Source organism: Mycobacterium sp. SMC-16, assembly GCF_046250085.1.
Lineage (GTDB): Bacteria > Actinomycetota > Actinomycetes > Mycobacteriales > Mycobacteriaceae > Mycobacterium > Mycobacterium phocaicum.
In genome coordinates this window covers 1,100,647-1,121,736 of record NZ_CP176427.1, presented here as the reverse complement: position 1 = coordinate 1,121,736, position 21,090 = coordinate 1,100,647, and the positions used below count along the sequence as shown (strand labels likewise).

Genomic DNA, 21,090 nt, shown 5'->3' with positions numbered 1-21,090 from the left:
CCGCTGCAACACGCGCTGGATACGGCATTGGCAGCCGCTCTGGGGCCACCCCCAAACGCAAGCGATCCCGGTAGCCGCGCGCCTGCCACTTCAGCGCCAGTTGCGAAATGCGTTGATGAGCCGATGCCGGAACTCCGGGTCGAGTTCGTCGGTGCCGATCTTGCCGACGGTGGCGACGGTGCTGCGGAACTGTTGGAGGTAGTTTTCGCGGCCGTCGCATTCGAGCAGATGCATGTCGAAGCGCGCCCGGTCCTCCAGGTCGAGGCTGCCGTCGAGGTAGGCCGTCACCAACTCGACGAGTTCGTTGCAGTCCATCGGGTTGGTGGTCATGCGGTATCCCTCAGATAGTCCTCGAGCACCTGCCGGACGGCGGCTCGGCCTCGGTGGAGCAAGACGCGCTGATTGGCAGCGCTGATCTCGAGCAGTTCGCAGACTTCGTCGGAGTCCAATCCCAGCATGTCACGCATCGTCACCACGACGCGCTGGCGTTCGGGAAGATTGTCGAGTCCCCGTCGCGCCACCATGATCAATTCCTCGCCGAGGACCGAACTCTCAGGGGTGTCCGGAAACGGCGCCGGCACTGCGGTCGGCAGCCAATGGCCGGGATGCGGGTCGTCGGTGCCGCGAAAGCGCGCCGGGTCGACGGTGCCACCAGTGAACGCCGCCACCGCAAGATCGGCATCCCGCCGCTCACGGATACCCCGGTTCTTGGCGATATTGATCAGAATCGCGAAAAGCCAAGTACGCAACGACGACCTGCCCTCGAACGAACCGATCCCCTTGAGCAACGCGATCCAGGTGTCCTGCACGACGTCTTCGGCGATCTCACGGGTCGGTACGTAACCCTGTGCGACCCGTAGCAGCGCCGGCGTATGCCGGTCCACCAGTTCGGCGAAAGCCGACTCGTCGCCGCGTTGCAACGCGGCGACGAGCGCACCTTCGTCACCTGCGATCCTGGTCATGATGACCGGGAGCATAGTCGCTCAGCGGTACTCCGGATTGGTGAAGTCGTACCGGCAACCGGCGTCCCATCCTGATCGCACATTGCCGTAGGCGGGGATGCCGCCGCCGGCGCGCAGCATCCGTGCCAGGTGCATCAGGTTCCACGTCATGAACGTGGTGTTGCGGTTGGTGAAGTCGTTCTCCGGCCCGCCCGAGCCGGGGTCCAGATAGGACGGGCCCGGACCTGCTTCACCGATCCAGCCGGCGTCGGCCTGCGGCGGAATGGTGTACCCGATGTGTTGCAAGGTGTAGAGCACGTTCTGCGCGCAGTGCTTGACACCGTCCTCGTTGCCGGTGATCAGGCAACCGCCGACCCGTCCGTAGTAGAGGTACTGCCCGGCGTCGTTGAGCAGATGCGAGCCGCCATAGAGCCGTTCGTGTACTTGCTTCATCACAGAACTGTTGTCGCCCAACCAGATCGGGCCGGCGAGCACCAGAATGTCAGCGGCCAGCACCTTGTCGAAGATCGCCGGCCAGTCGTCGGTCGCCCACCCGTGCTCGCGCATGTCGGGCCACACGCCGGTGGCGATGTCGTGGTCGACGGCGCGCACCACCTCGACGGCAACACCATTGGCGGCCATGATGCGACTGCTGATGTCGATCAGACCTTCGGTATTGCTCACCTCGGGCGATCTCTTGAGCGTGCAGTTGATGAACAGCGCACGCAGGCCGTCGAAGTCAGCAGGCCGATCAGACACGATCACCCTCCCGCCCGGCACCCAGCGCATCAGCCAATGTCCAGGCCGCAAGGCCAAGCAGTGCAACGTCTTTGATCAGGAACTGGCCCGTCATCGACAGCGCCGGGAAGCCGCCGGCGGCCGACTCGCCGATCCCGGGCGTGGTGAACAGGAAACTGATGGTCGCAACGAACAGCCCGACCGCGATCACGCTGCCGACAGCCGACACTTTCGGCCACCACGGCTTGACGGCAAGCAACACCGCAGTGCCGACCTCGAGCACGCCGAGCAGCGACGAGAACGTCGTCACGGAGAAGATGTCGTACAGCCAGCTCATGAACGGGCTGTGCGCGACGAGCGGCTGAATACCTTGCGCCTCATACGAAGTGAATTTCAGTAAGCCGATCCACCCGATCACGATGACAAGCCCGTAGCGAGCGAGATGGCCGGCGATTCGACTCACCATGGCCTCTGTTGTCGATGATTCAACCCGGGCCCGAATGTTCGTCGCGGTCATTGGTTTACCTCTTTCGGCTGTCTCGCGGCGGCCTGCCCGCCGACGATCACAGAACTGAGTGGGTCGCCGGCGCCCGAACGTTACGGCTGCGCGACTTCTGGCCGCGCGTACTACGGGCGTGTGGGCCGCCGGATAGCCACATCCGGCGGCCCACACGTAACGCTGGCGTCCTAGAACGCCATATCTCCGGTAACGCGAACCGCTTTCATCATCGAGCCACCCATCGGCATCGACCACGTCCCGTATGCCATCGGCGGCGCCTGATGGAGTTGCCGGTCGAGCCGCATCTGACGGACGCTGTCCTTGAATGCCTGACTACGCGCCATGACCGCATCGGTCACCTTGTGATTACCGGGAGCACTGTTGTCCATGACGCCGGTCATGGTGTGGTCCGGACGTACCACCCAGCTGGCACGTGCACCGTCGTGGGTCGCGGTGTACAACCCCGCGGGAGCCGCCACCGACGACGCGGCGAACTTCACCGACGCCACCCGGGGCTCGTTCATCGTCACCTCGCCGGTGAGCCTGCCGCCGTCGAACGATGCCTTCAGATTGTCGCCATACATGGACATCAGATCCATGTGGTCGTCCTTCTGCGTACCGAAAAAGTAGGCCTCGTCGTTGTTGCCGTTGGTTGTGTACGCCACCACTTTTGCGCCTTCAACGGTCACCGCCATCGTCATCGTGTCGCCCCCCTCCTCGTGGACATCGGCCATGAACGTCACCGAGGCCGGCATCGCGGTGGCTGTGCCAGTGGACGCGGGCTGTTCCGTGGCACCGGTCGAACACGCGGTGAGCAATCCCAGCGCGACGATCGCGGACGATCCTGCTCGTAATGCACTGATGCGCTTTGCCATGTTTGTTGAACCTTTCGTTCGGCTGGCCGCCAAGAGCGGCGACGTGAATCAGCTGTTCGTGGGTATCGCCCGACAGCGCGGTCGTTACGGGGAAAGTCGGCCGGCAACCGCGCGTCACAGAATCGTCAGAAAGTCCCGTCGCGCGGCGATCCGTAACGGATTCGGTCTTCGCCAACACTCAGTCGGCGAATGGGCCACGGCCCCAACGACCGAACGAGGAGCGCACATCATGAGCAACACCGTCACACCGAGCTGGGGCAAAGCCGCCCGCTGGACCGTCATCGCCGGCGCCGCCCTGGCCTTCGCGGCCGCGCCGAATGCCTCGGCCAACCCGCCGATCCTGCCCACACCCGGCGACGGACCTGCCAGCACCGCTGTCCAGGAGTTGCAATCCGCCGGCTACAACGTGTCGATCAACTGGCTCGAAGGGCACCCCAACGTCCCGTTGTCCGAATGCAAGGTCACCAGCATCTCCGGCCTGCGCGTGACGATGCAGGCAGACGGCATGACACTCATGGAACCGGCGCGGTTCGATACCGCCTACGTCGATATCACCTGCCCGAACGCAAAATAGCGCCAGTCTCCCGGACATGCCAGCATGCGTTGTGTGGCGGTGAACCGTGGTCGTCACCGGTTCACCGCCACACCTGTCCGGCACCACGCGGCAGCTGCGGTAATCACGGCACAGTGGCGTGCACCAGGCGCCACCACGGCTTGATATATCTGCCTGGGTTATTTGCGAAGTATCTCTCCGTCAATTCAGCTGAGCCTACGTCCACGACGTCGCGAAATCCCCGTGCGGACAAGAACGCACCGGCTTCGCCCTCTTCGATTCCGAACACGAGAGGTTCATTACCGCGGTTCATTTTCTCGAATTCATTCCGAGCGCCGCGCATATCGCAGGATCCCTCAAGGATCGACTTCACCACGTAGTCAAAGATCAAAAGACTGCCGGACCCAGAACTGGACAGGACGAACTGCAGGACATCATCGACCGCGTCCGCAGACAGATACGGCGTAACGCCTTCCCAAAGGAAGACGGTCCTGCTGTCGTCCTGGTAGCCATGGTTCCGCAGCTCCTCCGCCAGGACTTCCGTGTTGAAATCGACTGGGACGTAGACGACACTATTTTTCGCGCTCGCCAACGCCCTGTGAACCTTGACCTGCTTCTCGGCAGATGTCGCCGGATGGTCGACCTCAAACACCACGACATTGCCCAACTGATCGGAAAACCGGTAGGCGCGTGAGTCAAAACCCGCCCCGAGGATTACGACTTGTTGGACGGCCTCCAGTAGTTGGTCTTGCAGGAAATCGTCAATGTAGCGGGTGCGCGCGATGACGTAGTAGTGATGTCCGGCAAAGCGCGCTTCAATCAGCTTCTCGATGCCGTCGCGCAGGAATCGTGTGAACAGGCCGGCTTTGTACCTGGCACCCAGTAATTGCTCGGCGAACGGGTCATAGCAGATTCGCTCTGCTGATGATTTACGGGCTCTTCACAGATGAGGGTGTAGAGGTGGTTGGCGCGTCGTTGCCGGGATAGAGGTCGAGGTCTCTCGAAAATGAGGGTTCCTACACTCCTCATCCGAAAGACCTCGACGTGCCTGACGCTACCGGTCGGGCGGGCTTCGCCTGCGCTGACCTGACGACTTTCTGCCGCCTCGACGAACTTGGGCTGCAGGTGACCGGACAACGCCTTGAGCCCGGCCGTGCTGTGCTGGCGTGCCGGGTGACCGACGAGGACCGGTGGTGTCGTCGCTGCGGCGAAGAAGGCATCCCACGCGACAGCCTCACCCGTACTCTGGCCCATGAGCCGTTCGGGTGGCGCCCCACCACACTGCTGGTGACCATCCGTCGCTACCGGTGCGCCGGCTGCGCCCACGTGTGGCGACAAGACACCACCAGGATGGCCGAACCACGTGCCAAGCTGTCGCGGCGTGCTCTGCGGTGGGCGCTGGAAGCCATTGTCTGCCAGCATCTATCCGTGGCTCGCATCGCCGAAGCGCTCGCGGTGTCGTGGAACACCGCCAACAACGCGGTGCTGGCAGAAGGCCGACGGGTGCTGATCGCCGATCCGGCCCGTTTCGACGGCGTGGCGGTGATCGGCGTCGATGAGCACGTCTGGCGGCACACCCGTCGCGGTGACAGGTACGTCACCGTCATCATCGATCTCACCCCTGTGCGTGACGGGACCGGTCCGGCTCGGCTGCTCGACATGGTCGAGGGTCGCTCAAAAAAGGCGTTTCAGGACTGGTTGGCCGAGCGGCCGCAGGACTGGCGTGACGGCGTGGACGTTGTTGCTATGGATGGCTTCTCCGGGTTCAAGACCGCTACCGCCGAGGAACTGCCCGAGGCGGCGACGGTGATGGACCCTTTCCACGTGGTGCGCCTGGCTGGCAACGCCCTCGATGAGTGCCGCCGCCGGGTGCAGCTGGCGACATGTGGGCACCGCGGCCGCAAGTCCGACCCGCTCTACACCTGCCGACGCACCCTGCACACCGGTGCCGATCTGCTCACCGACCGCCAGCGCACCCGGCTGGCCGCCTTGTTCGCCGCCGACGCCCACGCAGAAGTCGAGGCCACCTGGCAGATGTATCAGCGCACCGTGGCCGCGTATCGTGAACCCGACCGCACGAAAGGCCGCACGATGATGGCGGCGCTGATCACCACGCTGAGCACCGGCGTTCCCAAGCCGCTGACCGAACTGATCACCCTGGGACGGACCCTGAAGAAGCGTGCCGCCGACGTGCTGGCCTACTTCGACCGCCCCGGCACCTCCAACGGGCCCACCGAAGCGATCAACGGCCGCCTCGAACACCTGCGCGGATCCGCGCTGGGCTTCCGCAACCTCACCAACTACATCGCCCGGTCACTGCTCGAGACCGGAGGCTTCCGAACTCAGCTCCTTGCACCTCGGCAGTGAAGAGTCCTCAACGCATATTCGACGCGGCCAGAGCGTCATTGGTCTCGGTCACCGAGAAACGATCGGGGTGCCAGCCTCGGGGCAGCCAGTCGCGCATCTCCTGCGCACCCAGCCCCATCGGTGTTGCCCGCGGGTCGTACCCGCCACGAACCCACGCAGCCAATTCCTCATAGCCGCCCAAGCCACCACAATCCTCCGGCGGGCAGGCCATCTTGCCCGCCAGGCACACCGGAGCCGAAGGTGGATCATCGAGAACGTCTTCGACCACCAGCACGTGCTCCCATCCGTCGCCGAAGTCGTAGTCATAGAACAACCGGTCGCCCTTACCGGAGACCACCTGATCCAGGCGCACACCGTCCTCGACGAGACCGTCGTCGCCTTCGCTGAGATCAAATCTGGTGACGAAGTAGACACGGGTACGCCGGTCCGCCCCGACACCGAACTTATGCAGATGACCGTCCTGCCAGCCCATCGCAACCTGCAGCACGTCATGCAGCTCATCGAGCACGAGGTCACCCGGCAGGACCAGACGACGCCAGATCGGCGGCTTGGCGTACATCAGGTCGACCCGCACCCGGAAACCCCGCACACGCTCCGGCACAGCTCCCACCTCGGGTGTCGGTTCATCGAACACTCCCGCGAACAAATCCCGGCCAGCATCGGCCATCAGCTGTTGCAGCATCGACAGGTCCACACCACCCCCGGACACCGCGCTCTTCCTCTTACTCTTCCGCTTCTCCTCCGGCACACACCCAGCCAACCAGACACCCCAATCACAGGCCGACAGCAGCTGACCGTTCTACACCCTCAATCATGAAGAGCCGATTTACGGCTCTCGATGGCGCGGGAAAACGCCATCTGCTCGGCGGTCGTGCTTGATTGGGACGCTTTCACCGTACCTGCTTTCTGGACTCACCCGGTGCGCTGTTGATGCTGGACATGATTGGGGTGTGTTGCTGGTCTAGCCATCTCCCTCTCGCTACTGCGGCATCCGGCCGACCTTCATACGCCGCTATATGACGCGCTCGAACCACACCTGGTCGCGCACCGCAATCCCGTGTGATGCCGTACCGGCCGGGTAGCCTGTGTGCGGGCCAAAGGCGTCATGCACTATGTGACCGAGCCGGAATCCGCACCGCTGGTAGAACCGCAGGTTACCAATATCTGCTGTCGCAGTGGCCAATTGGACTCGACGGACGCCGCCGGCGCGGGCTTCATCGATCACATGCTCGAGCAGACGGCGCCCGACACCGGAACCGCGATGCAACACAGCGACGGCCATGTTGGCCACCTCCCACGTTTCGCCGTGGCCACGCACAATGACCTGGATGTGTCCCACGATCTCGGCCGATCCGCGCATGGCGACCCATACGGATCCCGCATCAAGATATCCGTCAAGTTTGAAATCGGAATCTTCGGCCAACCGGAACAGATCGACGAGATCCCGCCGGTCTCCGTCGAACGGCACGATCCTCACCGTCTCTGCAAAATTCGTGCCCGCGGTTTCGCTGCTGATGCACCTTCCCTGCGCAGACACCAACTTCCAAGCATCGCTCCCATTTTCACCCGAGCCTGACGCGTGGATCGGGCTGTCGACCGGCTTTATCAACATGGCGCGGGTGTACAACAGCTGGAAGCCGCGGCGTTGGGCGTTCTCTTGCGATTTGGAGCCGGGCGCCGTGGTGATAACCGCGATATCGCAACCGGCTTCCGCGGCATCGGCCAGGCGCCGTGCCAATAGGGCGTTCTGTATTCCGCGGCGACGATACGCGGGAGCGGTTGCTGCACCGGTGAATTGAGCAATGCCGTCGGTCACCACCATGCTCGCGCCACCGGCAATCACGCCGTCACACAAACCGATGTACATCGTGGCGCCGGCATCGTAGAAGTCGCGTTCGTCCCGCTCGATGACACCGTCGGAGAATTGCTCATGGAAACCCACACCCTCGTCGTCAGGATGAGCCGTGCCAGCTACCACGACATCTACCCAGTCATCGAATTCTTCTGGGCTGCATACCCGTACGTCGATCCGCGGTGAGGTCGCCACGGGTAGTGCACGGTCAACGCGCCGGCCGAGCACGTTCTCTTGCGCCACAAGTTGATAGCCGCGGCGCGACAACAGTACCGCGACCTCACGGTCGGCGAGACTGGAAAGTTCTATCTGCGTGGGCGTTTCGCGTATCGCATATTCCAGCTCGATAGCGGCGAGAGCTGCCGGGTCCAGTGCACCATCGAAACCCAGTCCGACCACTTTGTTCATCGGTGAGCCAGGTTCAGCGAAACATGCCATTCCGCCACCCAGCGGAGTGGCGAATCCCGATCTGTCGCGCTGCCGGGCGGGTGCACTCGCGAGTGCAATGAGCTGCGCTTCAGCGTGTTCGATTCGGCCGGCCAGAGACGTACTGCAGAACAATGCTGTGTTGCCGTCCATGATCAGCCACCCGAGCTCTGCTTCGCGGCGGGTGGCACCCGACGACCGTCGAGCGCATCACCCAAGGTCCAGATTGCCACTCCGATGAGCACCAGATCCTTCAGCAGAAACTGGCCTGGTAGAGCGCCCAAAATCGGGATCGGGCCCGCATGCCCAACCACCAGACCCGGCGTGGTGAACAGGAAGCTCAGCGTTCCGACGAACAGCACCACCGCCATCGCGCTGCCGACGGCCGACAGCAGTGGCCACACCCGATGCAGTGCGATCAGGACCGCGGCGAGGATCTCGGCAGTGCCTAGGGCCATGGCCACAGCGCTGTGACTGAGCACCAGGTAGATCCAGGACATCAGCGGGTTGTGCTCAATCAGTACGTGGGCTTCCATCTTGACGAACTTGCCCACACCGATCCACGCCAGGACGAGGACCAATCCGTACCGGGCCACCGCCTGACCCAACCTGCTGACACGGCTCGATATGGCCGCGGGTTGGAGCAATGATCAGAACCTGTGGATGAGCCTCGGCGAGGCGGCGTAGGAAAGGGCGCACCTTCCCGAGGATGATCTGAATGTCGAAGGTCTGATCAAGAGCCGGCGTTGGCGCGCTGGTTCGGGAAGGTACGCCCATGCTCACGGTAGTTCACGATGCGGATTCATCCAACGAGGATGCTGGCTCGTCGCGGTCGTTGCTCGATGAGATTGTCCGCGACGGTGCCCGCCAGATGCTGGCCGCAGCGTTGCGGGCTGAGGTCGCCGCCTACATCGAGGCTCATGCCGGTGAGCTTGATGAGAACGGGCACCGGCTGGTGGTGCGCAATGGCTATCACCGCGAGCGCGAGGTGCTCACCGCGGCGGGCGCGGTGAGTGTGACCGCGCCGCGGGTCAATGACAAACGTGTTGACCCGGACACTGGTGAGCGGCAACGGTTTTCCTCGGCGATCCTGCCGGCGTGGGTGCGCAAGTCGCCGCAGATGACCGAGGTGTTGCCGTTGCTGTATCTGCATGGCTTGTCGACCAGTGATTTCGGTCCGGCGTTGGAGCAGTTCCTGGGCTCGGGTGCCGGCTTGTCGGCCACGACGATCACCCGACTCACCACGCAGTGGCAGGACGAGGCCAAGGCCTTCGAGGCCCGTGATCTGTCGGGCACCGACTACGTCTACCTGTGGGTCGACGGCATCCATCTCAAGGTGCGCCTGGAGCAGGAGAAGCTCTGTTTGCTGGTGATGATCGGTGTGCGCGCTGACGGCCGCAAGGAGCTGGTCGCGCTCACCGACGGGTACCGGGAGTCGGCCGAGTCGTGGGCTGATCTGTTGCGGTCGTGCCGACGTCGCGGGATGACCGCACCGGTGCTGGCCGTCGGCGATGGGGCCCTGGGGTTCTGGAAGGCCGTGCGTGAGGTGTTCCCGGCCACCGGCGAGCAGCGGTGCTGGTTTCACAAGCAGGCCAATGTTCTTGCCTGCCTGCCAAAGTCGGCTCATCCGGGGGCGATCGCGGCGATGCGGGAGATCTACAACGCCGAGGATATCGACCACGCGCAGGTGGCGATCAAGGCGTTCGAGGTGGACTACGGCGCCAAGTACCCCAAGGCGGTCGCCAAGATCGTCGATGACGCCGATGTGCTGCTGGAGTTCTATAAGTACCCGGCCGAGCACTGGGTCCATCTGCGCACTACCAACCCGATCGAATCAACGTTTGCCACGGTACGTTTGAGGACCAAGGTGACCAAGGGGCCGGGTTCACGCGTCGCCGGAATGGCCATGGCTTACAAGCTGATCGACGCCGCGCAAGCCCGCTGGCGAGCCGTCAACGCACCGCACCTGGTCGCTCTGGTCCGGGCCGGCGCGATCTTCCACAAAGGCAAACTGCTCGAGCGACCCACCGACATCACCCCGTCGGCGGACTCGGCACCGACCGAATCAACTGGAACGGAGGTCGCCTGAAACAAGCCGATCCACAGGTATTGACAATTCCTCCGCGGGTTGAACAGACAACGGCTCGTCCTCTCACGATCTGATGAAGGCCCAGTTCAGGCGACAAACCAGTACTGTACTTTCTAGTACATTTACCGTACCGTACAGTACAGTACTGATCGGCAACCGTGACATTGATCGAAGCCACGACCACAACATGCCACCGCGCAGAAGCAGATCACCCGCGCTACGCCCCTCAAGGGTCATCGAATCGTCACCGTTTCACCGACAGCCCACTCTTAGGCTGGCAGCCGTGAACATTCGCCGAAGGACAGCAACGGCCGCCGTCGTGGGGCTGACGCTCGTGGTCGTCGCGTTCGCGGTACCGCAACTGCACCTGGGGATCGTCACCCCACTGATCAACAGCACCCCGGCCCAGATCCGCAGTTTCGCACAGACTGCACCCATCTTCGGCTGGTGGCACGCGCACATCGGCTGGGGTACGGCACCGGCAGTGCTGATCGCAACAGCCGCGGTGCTGTGGGGACAGACCGTCGCCGCGCGATTACCGTGGCGCGCAGTACCACTGACCGCATGGGCGGTGTCGTGTGGCTGGGCCTTCTCGTTGGCCATGGTCGACGGCTGGCAGCGGGGTTTCGCAGGGCGCCTGACGGCGCAGCACGAATATCTCCGGCAGGTGCCGAGCATCACCGACATCCCTGAAGCATTGCGCTCCTTCTCGTCCAGAATTCTCGATTACCAACCACATTCGTGGATCACCCACATCTCGGGCCACCCACCCGGTGCATTGCTGACCTTTGTGTGGCTGGATCGCATCGGACTGGGCGGCGGCGCCTGGGCCGGCCTCTGGTGCCTGCTGATCGGGTCCAGTGCCGCGGCAGCCATCGTCGTGACGCTGCGCGTCCTGTCCGGCGAGGCGACGGCCCGAGCCGCCGCACCCTTCGTTGCAGTCGCCCCGACCGCCATCTGGATTGCCGTGTCCGCCGACGGTTACTACGCCGGTGTCGCCGCCTGGGGAATCGCTCTACTGGGGCTCGCGACGCGTAACCGACACCCGACCCTCACCGGCGCCGGCGCGGGCCTGCTGCTGGGCTGGGGCATCTTCCTAAACTACGGCCTCGGCCTCATGGCGATACCGGCCGTCGCGGTGCTGATCACGGCGCCGGACCTCCGCACAGCGGTCCGGGTACTCGCGCCTGCGGTGGTGGCGGCGCTGGCCGTGGTCGGCGCCTTCGCCGCGACGGGTTTCTGGTGGTTCGACGGTTATACCTTGGTACAGCAACGGTATTGGCAGGGCATCGCCATGAACCGCCCATTCCAGTACTGGTCGTGGGGGAACCTGGCTTCTGCGGTATGCGCGATCGGCCTGGGCAGCGTCGCCGGATTGAGCCTGGCATTCGACCGCGCCGCGCTCCGCCGCCGAAGCGGCATCCACCTACTGACGCTCGCCGCGCTGTTGGCGATCATATGTGCCGACCTGAGCATGCTGAGCAAGGCTGAGACCGAACGGATCTGGCTGCCGTTCACGGTCTGGCTGACCGCCGCCGGCGCGCTACTGCCGGCGCCGTCACGGCGCTGGTGGCTGGCCGCCAACGTCATCGGCGCGCTGGCCCTCAACCACCTGATTCTGACGAACTGGTAACAGCCGTCTGGCCACCAGATAGCCGGGCACACACACCCACACCACGGCCAGCGAAATCCACAGTCCGGCATGGTAATCACGATCCAGTGCGGTCATGTTGTCCAGATGCATGCCCGGCTTGTCGAAGACCGGGATCGCAAGCAGGCCAAGCACCACGGAACACAAAGCGGCCACCGCGACCGGCGCCTGCCAACTCACCGGAAGTATCCGGCTTGCCGCGAAGCCCAGTGCCACACACAGCGGGGCGAACACCACGTCGTGCACGGCGACCGCGACCAACGCCCACACCGCCATGCGCATCATGATCACCGGCGGATTCTCGAACACCAGGGTCGCGCCGTACCCGGCCAGCGCCAGCCCTGAGAGCATCAGCAGCACCCGAGTGGCCCTCATTGCATCACCTCGATTCGGGACAGCCATTTCGTTTGCAACACACCGGGTCTCGACGGCGCGATGAGTCGGCATGGGTATCCGTGGTCCGGATGCAGCGTTTCCCCATTGAGCTTGAGCGCCACCAACGTCTGACCATCCCGGGCATGCCGCGCAGGCAGCACGGTGCGCGAATAGGGGCCGGGGGGCTCCAGCGAAACCATCCGCACGTCGGCCTGCGGCGACCCACCCACCATGGCGATCAGATCCGCGAGCACGACGCCGGTCCACTCGGCGTCGGCGCTCCAGCCTTCGACGCAGGCGATCGGCAGGTGGAATGTCCGCTGCGGCATGGCATTCAATTCCGCCACCGAGAACGCTCGACTGCGGGCGCCGTTGACGATGGTGAGCCGATAGGCCGGCGACGCCGCAGCCTGCAGCACGCCGGCCGCGATCGCGGTGCGGTTCACCGGAATACCTTGCGGCCCTTTACCGGAGCGTGGCGACAGCAACGACAGCTCGCGCAACCATCCGACACTCTGCCCGGCAGTGGCCAATGTCGCGACTGCGACGGCCACCCCGGTACCCCACAACACGCTGCGCCGCGTCGGCCCAACCGCACCGCCGGTCGCGACATCGCCGAGCGGTTCGCCAAGAACCCGCCGGATGACCGGCAGCTTCACCGCGATGTGTACCAGGACCGCGCCCGCCGCGAGGTAGGCCACCGCGTAATGCGACGTGGTGAAAAAGAATCGGAACACGTACCACTGCGCGATGTTCAGCAGCCCGGTGGACAGCTCGAACAACATCGCCCCGACCAGCACCAGGATGGAGGCGCGCTCGAGTTGTTTGGCAACACCGCCAATGATGGGACGTTCAAACAGTTTGGGCCACACCGACCACAGCTTGACCACGGTCAGCGGTATCGCCGCGATACCGGAGGCGACGTGCGTGCCCTGCGTCAGCCGGTACAGCCAGACCGGATGCGCGGGCCAGTAGAACCACGGTTGCGGATGCTGAATGAGGTGGCTGATCAACCCGGTGACGAAACACAGCGTGACCGCGATGCCGAGCATCATCCCGACCCGCGCGGTGACGGCGGTGCTGCGCAATGTCGTGCCGCTCATTGCAACGCCAGACTCGCGAGCATCCGGTTTCCGACCGGATGCATATCGACGACCTTCAGGCCGGCGTCGCCGGCGATCCTGGGCGCACTGTCGACCCCGACCGTCGCCCACCGAAACCACGGCCCAACCGTCCGCGCCGATTCCAGTCGCACCCATCGAGTGATCACTCCAGTTGGGGCCGAGTCGAATTCGGCGATGCACAGGCCTCCGCGCCGCAGCAGATCAGCAGCTCGGCGCAGCACGCGCGTCGGGTCACCGCCCAGCCCGACGTTTCCGTCCGCCAGCAGCACGGTCTGCCAGCGGCCCATGCCGGGGAGCGGATCGAAGACATCGCGGCGCAACGCCGGAGCGCCGCTGCGCCGGGCAAGTTCGACGGCGGTCGCGGACTGGTCGACGCCCAGCGCCGGCACGCCGCGCCGGATCAGATCGGCCACCAGCCGACCTGGTCCGCACCCGAGGTCGATGGTCGGCCCGTCGCACAATGCCAGAACTGCCCGATCGAACCTCCGATCCGCCCGCCGACCACCCAGCCAGTTGTGCACGGGCAGACGTTGCCGACTGCCGTCGTCCTGGCGGACCCAGCACCGCTCCCCTGCCAGAGCGCGCTCATACAGGTTTCCGAACACGTCACACCCCGATCGCAGCAGCCAGGTTGCGGAACCGACTGCCCTGTGGACAGCACGCGCGCACGGCGGCGATGTCGCCCATGACGTCGACATCGCGCAGTTCGGCCACGAAATCCACGGCCAGGCCGGCGTTCGCCAAAGCGTGCTGTGTCCGGGCCGCGGTATCGGATTGCGACATCGGAACCGTACGCAGACTGTCGGCACCTACTCCGTTGTGCAGGCCCAGCAGCCACCAGCCACCGTCGCTGGCCGGCCCCAGCACCGAATCGGCGCGAAGCAATCGAAGTGCGCACGCCGTCAGCAGCGCAGCAGTAACCTGCGGAGTGTCCATGCCGATCTGAAGCACCGGGTATCCGAGACACGCCGCATCGTGGTGCGCGTTGGCCAGGCGCTCGCCAAAATCGTTGCCACGCTGCGGAACAACGGTGAAATCTGCCAGCCGGTCCCGGATCACGGCGGCGCATCGCGCCGCGGCAAGATCTCCGGTCAACGCCACCACGCGCGCGGCGACCGGCGCCTCGGCCACCGCGTCCAGGGTGTCCAGCAGCGCGGCAGCAGCGAGATCAGCGGCTGCCTCCGCACCCAACGTGCGGGCCAACCGGGTCTTGGCCAGACCGGGTACCGGAGCCTTGGCCACCACCAGCACAGTCACGGGAACAGTCATGAAATCACCCGCCAGAAGTCGAGTGCGGCAAAGAAACTGCCCCGCAGCGAACCGCTCACCTTCGATTCGCCGCCCGTGCGCGGACCGTAGCTGACATCGGTTTCCACCACCCGCCAGCCCGCCTGCCCCGCGCGCACCAACAGTTCCAGCGGATAGCCGAATCGACGATCCGCGATACCGAGACCCAGCAGCGCCTCGCGCCGGGCCACCCGTATGGGCGCGATGTCGTGCACCGGCAGTCCGTATCGGGTCCGTAACCGCCAACACACCACGGCGGTGCCCAGGCGGGCATGCCAGTGCCAACGCAGCCCGGGAACCGCGCGGCGCCGCCCGATGGCCAGGTCGGCTCCACGGTCGAGCATCGCAACCAGATACGGCAACGCCCGCGGGTCCAGCGACCCGTCGGCGTCGAGCACCGCAACCGTCGACGTCTGCGCCGCCAGCACGCCGGCATGAACCGCCGCACCGTATCCGGGCTCCAGTTCGGTGATCACGTCGGCGCCGTGGGCCCGCGCCACGGTCGCCGTCCCGTCGGTGCTGTTGTTGTCGACCACCAGAGCCCGGTATCCGTCTGGGAGGACGGCCAGAATCGCGGGCAGCGACTCGGCCTCGTTCAGACACGGCAGGATCACCGTGATCGCACTGCTGGACATGACCCGACCGTAAGGCGGCGGTGCGCCGTCGCCAAGTGCCAAATGATGACGAAACTGTGACATAGGTGCTGGTAGAGACCATGACCGGAGCTGTCGGCGGGCTAGGCTGTCGGGTGTGACGACGGTACTGATCGCAGATGACGACCCCGTCGTGCGTGACGTGGTGCGCCGGTATCTGGAGCGCGATGGACACGATGTGTCGATCGCGCGTGACGGCAATGAAGCGCTGGCGCTGTTGAAGACCGAGCGCATCGACATGGCGGTGCTGGACGTCATGATGCCCGGACCCGACGGGCTGACGTTGTGCCGCAGCATGCGCCGCGGCGACGGCTACGGACTGCCGGTGATGCTGTTGACCGCGCTCGGCGAGGAGGACGACCGGATCGCCGGCTTGGAGGCCGGCGCCGACGACTACCTCACCAAACCATTCAGTCCCCGCGAGCTCGCCTTGCGTGTGCGTTCGGTGCTACGGCGGGTGCCCGCTCGAGATCTGGCTGGGCCCTTGGAGATCACGAACGGTGCGCTGCAGGTGTCGACTTCCGCGCATTCGGTGACCATCGACGGCGTCGCGGTGAGCCTGACCAACCGTGAATTTGACCTGTTGGTGTTCCTACTCACCCATCCCGGCACTGTGTACTCCCGCGACCAGCTTTTGAAACTGGTGTGGCAGTGGGATTTTGGCGATCAGTCGACGGTGACGGTGCATATCAAGCGGCTGCGCGCGAAACTTGGTGATGCCCACCGGATTCAGACGGTATGGGGGCGCGGCTATCTGTGGGGAGACGACGACCATGCCGGCAACTGACCTGTGGGAGATCATCGGTTGGGCACTGGCCTGTTCGGTTCCCGTCGTGGTAGCCGGCGGCGTGTTGATCCACCTGGCTCGCTCCTGGTCGCTGGCGGTCAGCATGGTTGCCCTGGTACTGATTCCGACCCTTGCGACCTTCACCGGCGTGCTCGGCGCCAGTGGCTTCATGATCACCGAGACTTTCGAGCGGATCGCAGTGGTGCTGGTGATCGTCGCCGTGGTGACCATTCCCGCGGCAGTGATGCTGGCCCGCTACCAAGCGCGAAGGACGGTGTGGGAACAGGAGATTCGGGCGTCCGAACGCGCTGCAGAGCAATCCCGGCGTCGGCTGGTTGCGTTTGTCAGCCACGACTTGCGCACCCCGCTGGCCGGCATTCGCGCGGTGTCGGAAGCGATCTCCGACGGCCTCGTGGACAGTGCCGAGGTACGCGCCCACGCCAAACACATTGAGCAGGAATCGATTCGATTGTCCGAGATGGTCGACGACCTGTTCGAGATGTCGAAGATCAATGCCGGTGCAGTGCAGCCGGCCCACGATACCGTCGCGCTCGATGAGGTGGTCGATGACGTGCTGGCTGCGCACCGAATCGCCGCAGAGCGAGCCGGAGTGCAGCTGGCCGCTCAGCTGCCGGAGTATCCCGTCCGCGTGACGGGGAGTGACCGAGCCCTCGTACGGGTGCTGTCCAATTTGGTCGCCAACGCCATCGCCCATACCCCGGAAGGGGGCCGCGTCGAGCTGACGCTGGGCCGCGATGCCGACGGCGCCTGGGCCCGCGTCGACGACACGGGAGTAGGCATCGACGAGGCTGATCTGGCCAGGGTGTTCGACGTCGCCTACCGGGGGTCCAACGGCCGCGTGCCGCGCGCCGATTCGTCGCTGCCGAGTGGGTCCGGTTTGGGACTGGCGATCGCAGCGGGTCTGGTGCAGGCCCACCGCGGCACGTTGTCGGCTCACAACCTCGAAACGGGCGCACGCTTCGAGGTTCGGCTTCCGCTCGCCGACAGCACATAGACACTTCACCCACAGGTGTGAACAGATTGTGTAATCTGTTCACACCTGTGGTCCGGGCCCGGGGACAGGTTTCGATCACGCCAGGAGAAACCAGTGAGCACACAGCGCAACGCCGTCATCGTCGGTGGGGCATCCGGTATCGGCTGGGCCACCGCTCAGGGCCTGGCCGCGCAGGGCTACCGCGTCACCATCGCCGACCGGAACGCCGAGCTGGCCGAGGCCCGCGCCGCCGAACTCGGCGCACCGCACACCGCCGTCGCCGTCGAGGTCACCGACGAAGCGTCCGTCGCTGCCGTCTTCGAGCAGACCGGGGAGTTGGACGCCGTCGTCAGCTGCGCCGGGTTCTCGACCTTCGGGCTCATCGTCGACATGCCGGTCGAGGACTTCCGCGCCGTCGTCGACTGCTGCCTGACGGGGTCGTTCATCGTCACCAAATACGCCGGCCAGAAGTTGCGTGAGGGTGGGTCGCTGGTGTGCATCTCGTCGCTCAACGGCCGCCAGCCCGCCATCGGCATGAGCGCCTACAGCGCCGCCAAGGCCGGCCTGTCGATGCTGACCGAGGTGGCCGCATTGGAGTTGGGCCCCAAGGGCATTCGCGTCAACGCCGTCGCCCCCGGTTTCGTGACCACTCCTCTGACCGAAGGCGCCGCGATGATCCCCGGCGTCGTCGACGAGTACGTCGAGAACACCGCGCTGGGCCGCGCCGGCACCCCCGAGGACATCGCGAACGCCGTGCTGTTCCTGTGCTCGGAGCAGTCGTCATGGATGACGGGCGAGGTTCTCGACCTCAACGGCGGCGCGCATCTCAAACGCTACCCCGACATCATGAGCCACCTCCTCAAGCTCGCGTCGGGGTAGCAACCGGCGGCAAATCCGTCAGAATCACCGTCATGGACACCGAATTCACGGTCACCCAGAAACGGGCCCTCGCCGTCGCGACGGTCCTGGCGGTCGGATTCGGCGCGTACTTCCTGCGCGGGCAGTTCATGCTGGTCGTCGTTGCCGGGGTGGTGGCCTACCTTTTCACCCCGTTGTTCCGTCGGCTGTCGAAGCGGCTGAGCACCGGCCTGTCGGCCACCCTGACCCTGCTGGCCGCGCTGCTGGTCGTGGTTGTGCCGATCAGCGGGGCCGTCGCCATCGGCGTCGTCCAGATCACCGCCATGATCCGCAACGTGTCGCAGTGGGTGAGTCGTAACGACATGGGCGCGCTGGGCACCCGGGCGCTGCAAGCCGCCAACGACCTGCTGGCACAAATCCCCTACCTGCACCACGTGACCCTGACGCCCGAGTCGGTCCAGAAGTGGATCATCACGTTTGCGCAGCGCGCGGGCGAGTGGGGCCTGAACGTGCTGCAGACCGCCGCGGGCGGACTTTTCGGCGCGCTCGCCGGTGCCGTCATCTTCATCTATGTGTTCATCTCGCTGCTGGTCAACGGCGATGACGTGGTCCTACTGATCCGGCGGCTCAACCCACTCGGCGAGGACGTCACCGACCTGTACCTGGCCAAGATGGGCGCCATGGTGCGCGGCACGGTACTCGGCCAGTTCGTCATCGCACTGGCGCAGGGTGTGTCCGGCGCGATCTCGATCTACATCGCCGGCTTCCACGACGGCTTCTTCATCTTTGCGATCCTGCTGAGCGCCCTGTCGGTGATTCCGCTCGGTGGAGGCATCGTCAGCATCCCGTTCGGCATCGGCATGGCACTGTTCGGCAACATCGGCGGCGGCCTGTTCGTGATCCTGTTCCACATCCTGGTGGTCACCAACATCGACAACGTGCTCCGGCCGATCCTGGTCCCCAAGGCGGCGCGGTTGGACTCCGCGCTGATGCTGCTGTCGGTGTTCTCCGGCATCGCGATGTTCGGTTTCCTGGGCCTGGTGATCGGCCCGGTGCTGATGATCGTCGTCGTCACCACCATCAGCGTGTACCTCGCTGTGTACAAAGGCGTTCCGTTGAGCGAACCCGAGCCCGATGAACCCCACGCACCGGGGCGCCTCGCCCGCCTGATCGCCGTGATGCGCAGGAAGCAGCCCGCTACGGCAGTGGCTGCGCCTTCTGCGTCGCCTCTGCCAGAGTCCGATAGTCCCCCGGACTCGCCGACCCGCTGACCGCGACCTGCGCCGGCCCCGTCGGCCCGTCGAGCTTGGCGGTCCAGATCGGCTCGGTACCTTGCTGGTCCTCGCCGGCCCCCTCGTACACCACCCAGTGCACGCCACCCAGGTCCTGCGCCCCCGTCGGATACATGCCGCTGTGGATCGAGGACACCAGCTTCTCCTCGTCAGCGTTGCTCTGAGTCAGCGCGACGAACATGCCGGAGGCGGTCAGATAGCCGACCCTGGACATCAGCGCCCGCGTGGGTTGCTTGGTGACGGGATCGGTGCGGCCCGCCTCGATGGCGCCGCGCGACCCCGAATTGGCGTGCCAGCCGGACGGCAGTTGCGGGATCCGGATCGGGATGTGCAGCGCGGCGGCGTCGGCCTTGAGCGCGGCCGGGGCGTCGTACTGCGGCGCCGGGCCCTTACCCGGCCCCTGCGGCGCGAACGAACACATGCCGAGCATTCCGGCCAGCGCAACACAGGCCACCACCAGCGGGGCGATGGACCAGAACATGTCGCGGCCGTCCTGCAGCAGCCGGTCCTTCGCCGGGCGCGGCACCGGCACCGACTGCCCCTCGGCGACCGCGTTGGGCACGGCGGCGGGCCGCCCATCAGATGCGGCGACAGACTGGTCGTCGGGTTCCGGCGATTGAGACGTCACAGGGCTCAGTATCCCAACTCCCGACCGCACACCAACAAATGGCTAATGGGACAATCGGCGCATGACGCCTTCGCGCCGAGAAGCCCCAGACCGCAACCTCGCCCTCGAACTGGTCCGCGTGACCGAAGCCGGGGCCATGGCCGCCGGCCGCTGGGTCGGCCGCGGTGACAAGGAAGGCGGCGACGGTGCGGCCGTCGATGCCATGCGTGAGCTGGTCAATTCGGTCTCGATGCGCGGCGTAGTGGTCATCGGCGAGGGCGAGAAGGACCACGCCCCGATGCTCTACAACGGCGAAGAGGTCGGCAACGGCGACGGTCCGGACTGCGACTTCGCCGTCGACCCGGTCGACGGCACCACCCTGATGAGCAAGGGCATGCCCAACGCCATCTCGGTGCTCGCGGTCTCCGAGCGCGGCACCATGTTCGACCCGTCGGCCGTGTTCTACATGAACAAGATCGCCGTCGGACCGGACGCCGCCGACGTCATCGACATCACCGCACCCATCGGCGAGAACATCCGCCGCGTCGCCAAGCGCCTCAACGAGTCGGTGGCCGATGTCACGGTGTGCATCCTGGACCGGCCCCGGCACGCCCAGCTGATCAGCGAGGTTCGCGAGGCCGGTGCCCGCATCCGCCTGATCTCCGACGGCGACGTCGCCGGCGCCATCTCGGCCTGCCGCCCCGAGTCCGGCACCGACATCCTGGCCGGTATCGGTGGCACGCCCGAAGGCATCATCGCCGCGGCCGCCATCCGCTGCATGGGCGGCGCCATCCAGGCCGTCCTCGCGCCGACCGACGACGCCGAGCGGCAGCGGGCCCTGGACCGTGGCTACGACCTGGAGCGCGTGCTGACCACCGAAGACCTGGTCGCCGGCGACAACGTCTTCTTCTGCGCCACGGGCGTCACCGATGGTGACCTGCTCAACGGTGTGCGGTACTTCGCCGGCGGTTGCACCACGCAGTCGATCGTGATGCGCTCGAAGTCCGGCACCGTCCGGATGATCGAGGCCTACCACCGGCTGTCCAAGCTCAACGAATACTCCGCGGTGGACTTCACCGGGGATATTTCCGCCGCACACCCCCTGCCGTAATTCGTTTCACC

General features: G+C 65.3%; 24 protein-coding genes. 9 read left to right on the top strand and 15 right to left on the bottom strand.

All coding sequences use genetic code 11. The annotated features are described in order from the left end of the window. Positions 1-90: 90 nt before the first annotated feature. The 5 genes from ACJEIK_RS05445 to ACJEIK_RS05425 all read right to left on the bottom strand — a co-directional run bounded on the left by ACJEIK_RS05445 (position 91) and on the right by ACJEIK_RS05425 (position 2,912). Positions 91-330, bottom strand: coding sequence for an anti-sigma factor family protein (locus tag ACJEIK_RS05445; protein WP_406802820.1), 240 nt, complete (start codon positions 328-330; stop codon positions 91-93). Beyond that, a complete protein-coding gene (locus tag ACJEIK_RS05440; RefSeq protein ID WP_073696298.1) occupies positions 327-962 on the bottom strand; it encodes an RNA polymerase sigma factor in 636 nt (211 codons plus the stop codon). Before ACJEIK_RS05440 ends, ACJEIK_RS05445 begins: the two co-directional genes overlap by 4 nt. Positions 963-983: 21 nt before the next feature. Next, on the bottom strand, positions 984-1,730 hold the full coding sequence (locus tag ACJEIK_RS05435) for a flavodoxin family protein (protein ID WP_061001730.1): 747 nt from the start codon (positions 1,728-1,730) through the stop codon (positions 984-986). Further along, positions 1,693-2,145 carry a YkgB family protein gene (locus ACJEIK_RS05430; RefSeq protein ID WP_234785597.1) on the bottom strand — a complete coding sequence of 151 codons (453 nt, stop codon included), beginning with the start codon at positions 2,143-2,145 and terminating at the stop codon, positions 1,693-1,695. Before ACJEIK_RS05430 ends, ACJEIK_RS05435 begins: the two co-directional genes overlap by 38 nt. Before the next feature lie 221 nt (positions 2,146-2,366). Beyond that, positions 2,367-2,912 carry a hypothetical protein gene (locus ACJEIK_RS05425; protein WP_061001732.1) on the bottom strand — a complete coding sequence of 182 codons (546 nt, stop codon included), beginning with the start codon at positions 2,910-2,912 and terminating at the stop codon, positions 2,367-2,369. Here ACJEIK_RS05425 and ACJEIK_RS05420 point away from each other — a divergent pair. Then, the gene (locus ACJEIK_RS05420) at positions 2,911-3,627 is read left to right on the top strand and encodes a hypothetical protein (RefSeq protein ID WP_061001733.1); all 717 of its coding nucleotides are present in this window, start codon (positions 2,911-2,913) and stop codon (positions 3,625-3,627) included. The two genes, ACJEIK_RS05425 and ACJEIK_RS05420, sit on opposite strands and share 2 nt — an antisense overlap. A 103-nt stretch (positions 3,628-3,730) precedes the next feature. Here ACJEIK_RS05420 and ACJEIK_RS05415 read toward each other — a convergent pair whose 3' ends face one another. Further along, a complete protein-coding gene (locus ACJEIK_RS05415) occupies positions 3,731-4,489 on the bottom strand; it encodes a class I SAM-dependent methyltransferase (RefSeq protein WP_409431650.1) in 759 nt (252 codons plus the stop codon). A gap of 161 nt (positions 4,490-4,650) precedes the next feature. Between ACJEIK_RS05415 and ACJEIK_RS05410 the strand changes: the two genes are divergently transcribed. Next, positions 4,651-5,973 (top strand): ISL3 family transposase, encoded by a 1,323-nt coding sequence (locus ACJEIK_RS05410; RefSeq protein WP_052545499.1) that lies wholly within the window; start codon positions 4,651-4,653, stop codon positions 5,971-5,973. Between the two features lie 7 nt (positions 5,974-5,980). On the opposite strand, the gene ACJEIK_RS05405 is transcribed toward ACJEIK_RS05410, so the two are convergent. The 3 genes from ACJEIK_RS05405 to ACJEIK_RS05395 form a co-directional block, all read right to left on the bottom strand. Beyond that, on the bottom strand, positions 5,981-6,682 hold the full coding sequence (locus tag ACJEIK_RS05405; protein WP_052583420.1) for a plasmid pRiA4b ORF-3 family protein: 702 nt from the start codon (positions 6,680-6,682) through the stop codon (positions 5,981-5,983). 303 nt (positions 6,683-6,985) lie between these two features. Beyond that, positions 6,986-8,404: a GNAT family N-acetyltransferase gene (locus ACJEIK_RS05400; RefSeq protein ID WP_082762314.1), complete on the bottom strand. Its 1,419-nt coding sequence runs from the start codon at positions 8,402-8,404 to the stop codon at positions 6,986-6,988. 2 nt (positions 8,405-8,406) lie between these two features. Further along, positions 8,407-8,880 (bottom strand): DUF417 family protein, encoded by a 474-nt coding sequence (locus tag ACJEIK_RS05395; protein WP_409431649.1) that lies wholly within the window; start codon positions 8,878-8,880, stop codon positions 8,407-8,409. A gap of 146 nt (positions 8,881-9,026) precedes the next feature. Here ACJEIK_RS05395 and ACJEIK_RS05390 point away from each other — a divergent pair, with 146 nt between their 5' ends. Continuing rightward, positions 9,027-10,340 carry an IS256 family transposase gene (locus ACJEIK_RS05390; RefSeq protein ID WP_052536990.1) on the top strand — a complete coding sequence of 438 codons (1,314 nt, stop codon included), beginning with the start codon at positions 9,027-9,029 and terminating at the stop codon, positions 10,338-10,340. A 283-nt stretch (positions 10,341-10,623) separates the two neighbouring features. Next, positions 10,624-11,973 carry a hypothetical protein gene (locus ACJEIK_RS05385; RefSeq protein WP_061001735.1) on the top strand — a complete coding sequence of 450 codons (1,350 nt, stop codon included), beginning with the start codon at positions 10,624-10,626 and terminating at the stop codon, positions 11,971-11,973. Here the strand turns inward: ACJEIK_RS05385 and ACJEIK_RS05380 are convergent. From ACJEIK_RS05380 to ACJEIK_RS05360, 5 genes are read right to left on the bottom strand one after another with little or no spacing between them, the layout of a single operon-like run. After that, on the bottom strand, positions 11,899-12,366 hold the full coding sequence (locus ACJEIK_RS05380) for a hypothetical protein (RefSeq protein WP_061001736.1): 468 nt from the start codon (positions 12,364-12,366) through the stop codon (positions 11,899-11,901). The genes ACJEIK_RS05385 and ACJEIK_RS05380 overlap by 75 nt on opposite strands. Further along, the gene (locus tag ACJEIK_RS05375) at positions 12,363-13,469 is read right to left on the bottom strand and encodes a molybdopterin-dependent oxidoreductase (RefSeq protein WP_061001737.1); all 1,107 of its coding nucleotides are present in this window, start codon (positions 13,467-13,469) and stop codon (positions 12,363-12,365) included. Before ACJEIK_RS05375 ends, ACJEIK_RS05380 begins: the two co-directional genes overlap by 4 nt. Then, positions 13,466-14,095, bottom strand: a complete 630-nt coding sequence (locus ACJEIK_RS05370) for a methyltransferase domain-containing protein (protein WP_061001738.1) — start codon at positions 14,093-14,095, stop codon at positions 13,466-13,468. The genes ACJEIK_RS05375 and ACJEIK_RS05370 overlap by 4 nt, the downstream gene beginning before the upstream one ends. 1 nt (position 14,096) lies before the next feature. After that, positions 14,097-14,759: a DUF2064 domain-containing protein gene (locus ACJEIK_RS05365; protein WP_061001739.1), complete on the bottom strand. Its 663-nt coding sequence runs from the start codon at positions 14,757-14,759 to the stop codon at positions 14,097-14,099. Then, entirely contained in the window at positions 14,756-15,412 is a 657-nt protein-coding gene (locus tag ACJEIK_RS05360; RefSeq protein WP_061001740.1) for a glycosyltransferase family 2 protein, read from the bottom strand. Before ACJEIK_RS05360 ends, ACJEIK_RS05365 begins: the two co-directional genes overlap by 4 nt. A 115-nt stretch (positions 15,413-15,527) precedes the next feature. Here ACJEIK_RS05360 and ACJEIK_RS05355 point away from each other — a divergent pair, with 115 nt between their 5' ends. From ACJEIK_RS05355 to ACJEIK_RS05340, 4 genes are all read left to right on the top strand, one after another. After that, positions 15,528-16,217 carry a response regulator transcription factor gene (locus ACJEIK_RS05355; RefSeq protein ID WP_061001741.1) on the top strand — a complete coding sequence of 230 codons (690 nt, stop codon included), beginning with the start codon at positions 15,528-15,530 and terminating at the stop codon, positions 16,215-16,217. Further along, positions 16,204-17,232, top strand: coding sequence for a sensor histidine kinase (locus ACJEIK_RS05350; RefSeq protein WP_133425523.1), 1,029 nt, complete (start codon positions 16,204-16,206; stop codon positions 17,230-17,232). Before ACJEIK_RS05355 ends, ACJEIK_RS05350 begins: the two co-directional genes overlap by 14 nt. A gap of 93 nt (positions 17,233-17,325) precedes the next feature. Next, complete coding sequence (locus ACJEIK_RS05345) at positions 17,326-18,090, top strand: SDR family NAD(P)-dependent oxidoreductase (protein WP_133425522.1); 765 nt, start codon at positions 17,326-17,328, stop codon at positions 18,088-18,090. A 32-nt stretch (positions 18,091-18,122) separates the two neighbouring features. Beyond that, positions 18,123-19,340 (top strand): AI-2E family transporter, encoded by a 1,218-nt coding sequence (locus ACJEIK_RS05340; RefSeq protein WP_061001744.1) that lies wholly within the window; start codon positions 18,123-18,125, stop codon positions 19,338-19,340. Here the strand turns inward: ACJEIK_RS05340 and ACJEIK_RS05335 are convergent. Beyond that, a complete protein-coding gene (locus ACJEIK_RS05335) occupies positions 19,267-19,923 on the bottom strand; it encodes a DUF4245 domain-containing protein (protein WP_061001745.1) in 657 nt (218 codons plus the stop codon). The genes ACJEIK_RS05340 and ACJEIK_RS05335 overlap by 74 nt on opposite strands. A gap of 127 nt (positions 19,924-20,050) precedes the next feature. Between ACJEIK_RS05335 and glpX the strand changes: the two genes are divergently transcribed. Continuing rightward, on the top strand, positions 20,051-21,079 hold the full coding sequence (glpX, locus tag ACJEIK_RS05330; protein WP_061001746.1) for a class II fructose-bisphosphatase: 1,029 nt from the start codon (positions 20,051-20,053) through the stop codon (positions 21,077-21,079). Positions 21,080-21,090 lie beyond the last annotated feature (11 nt).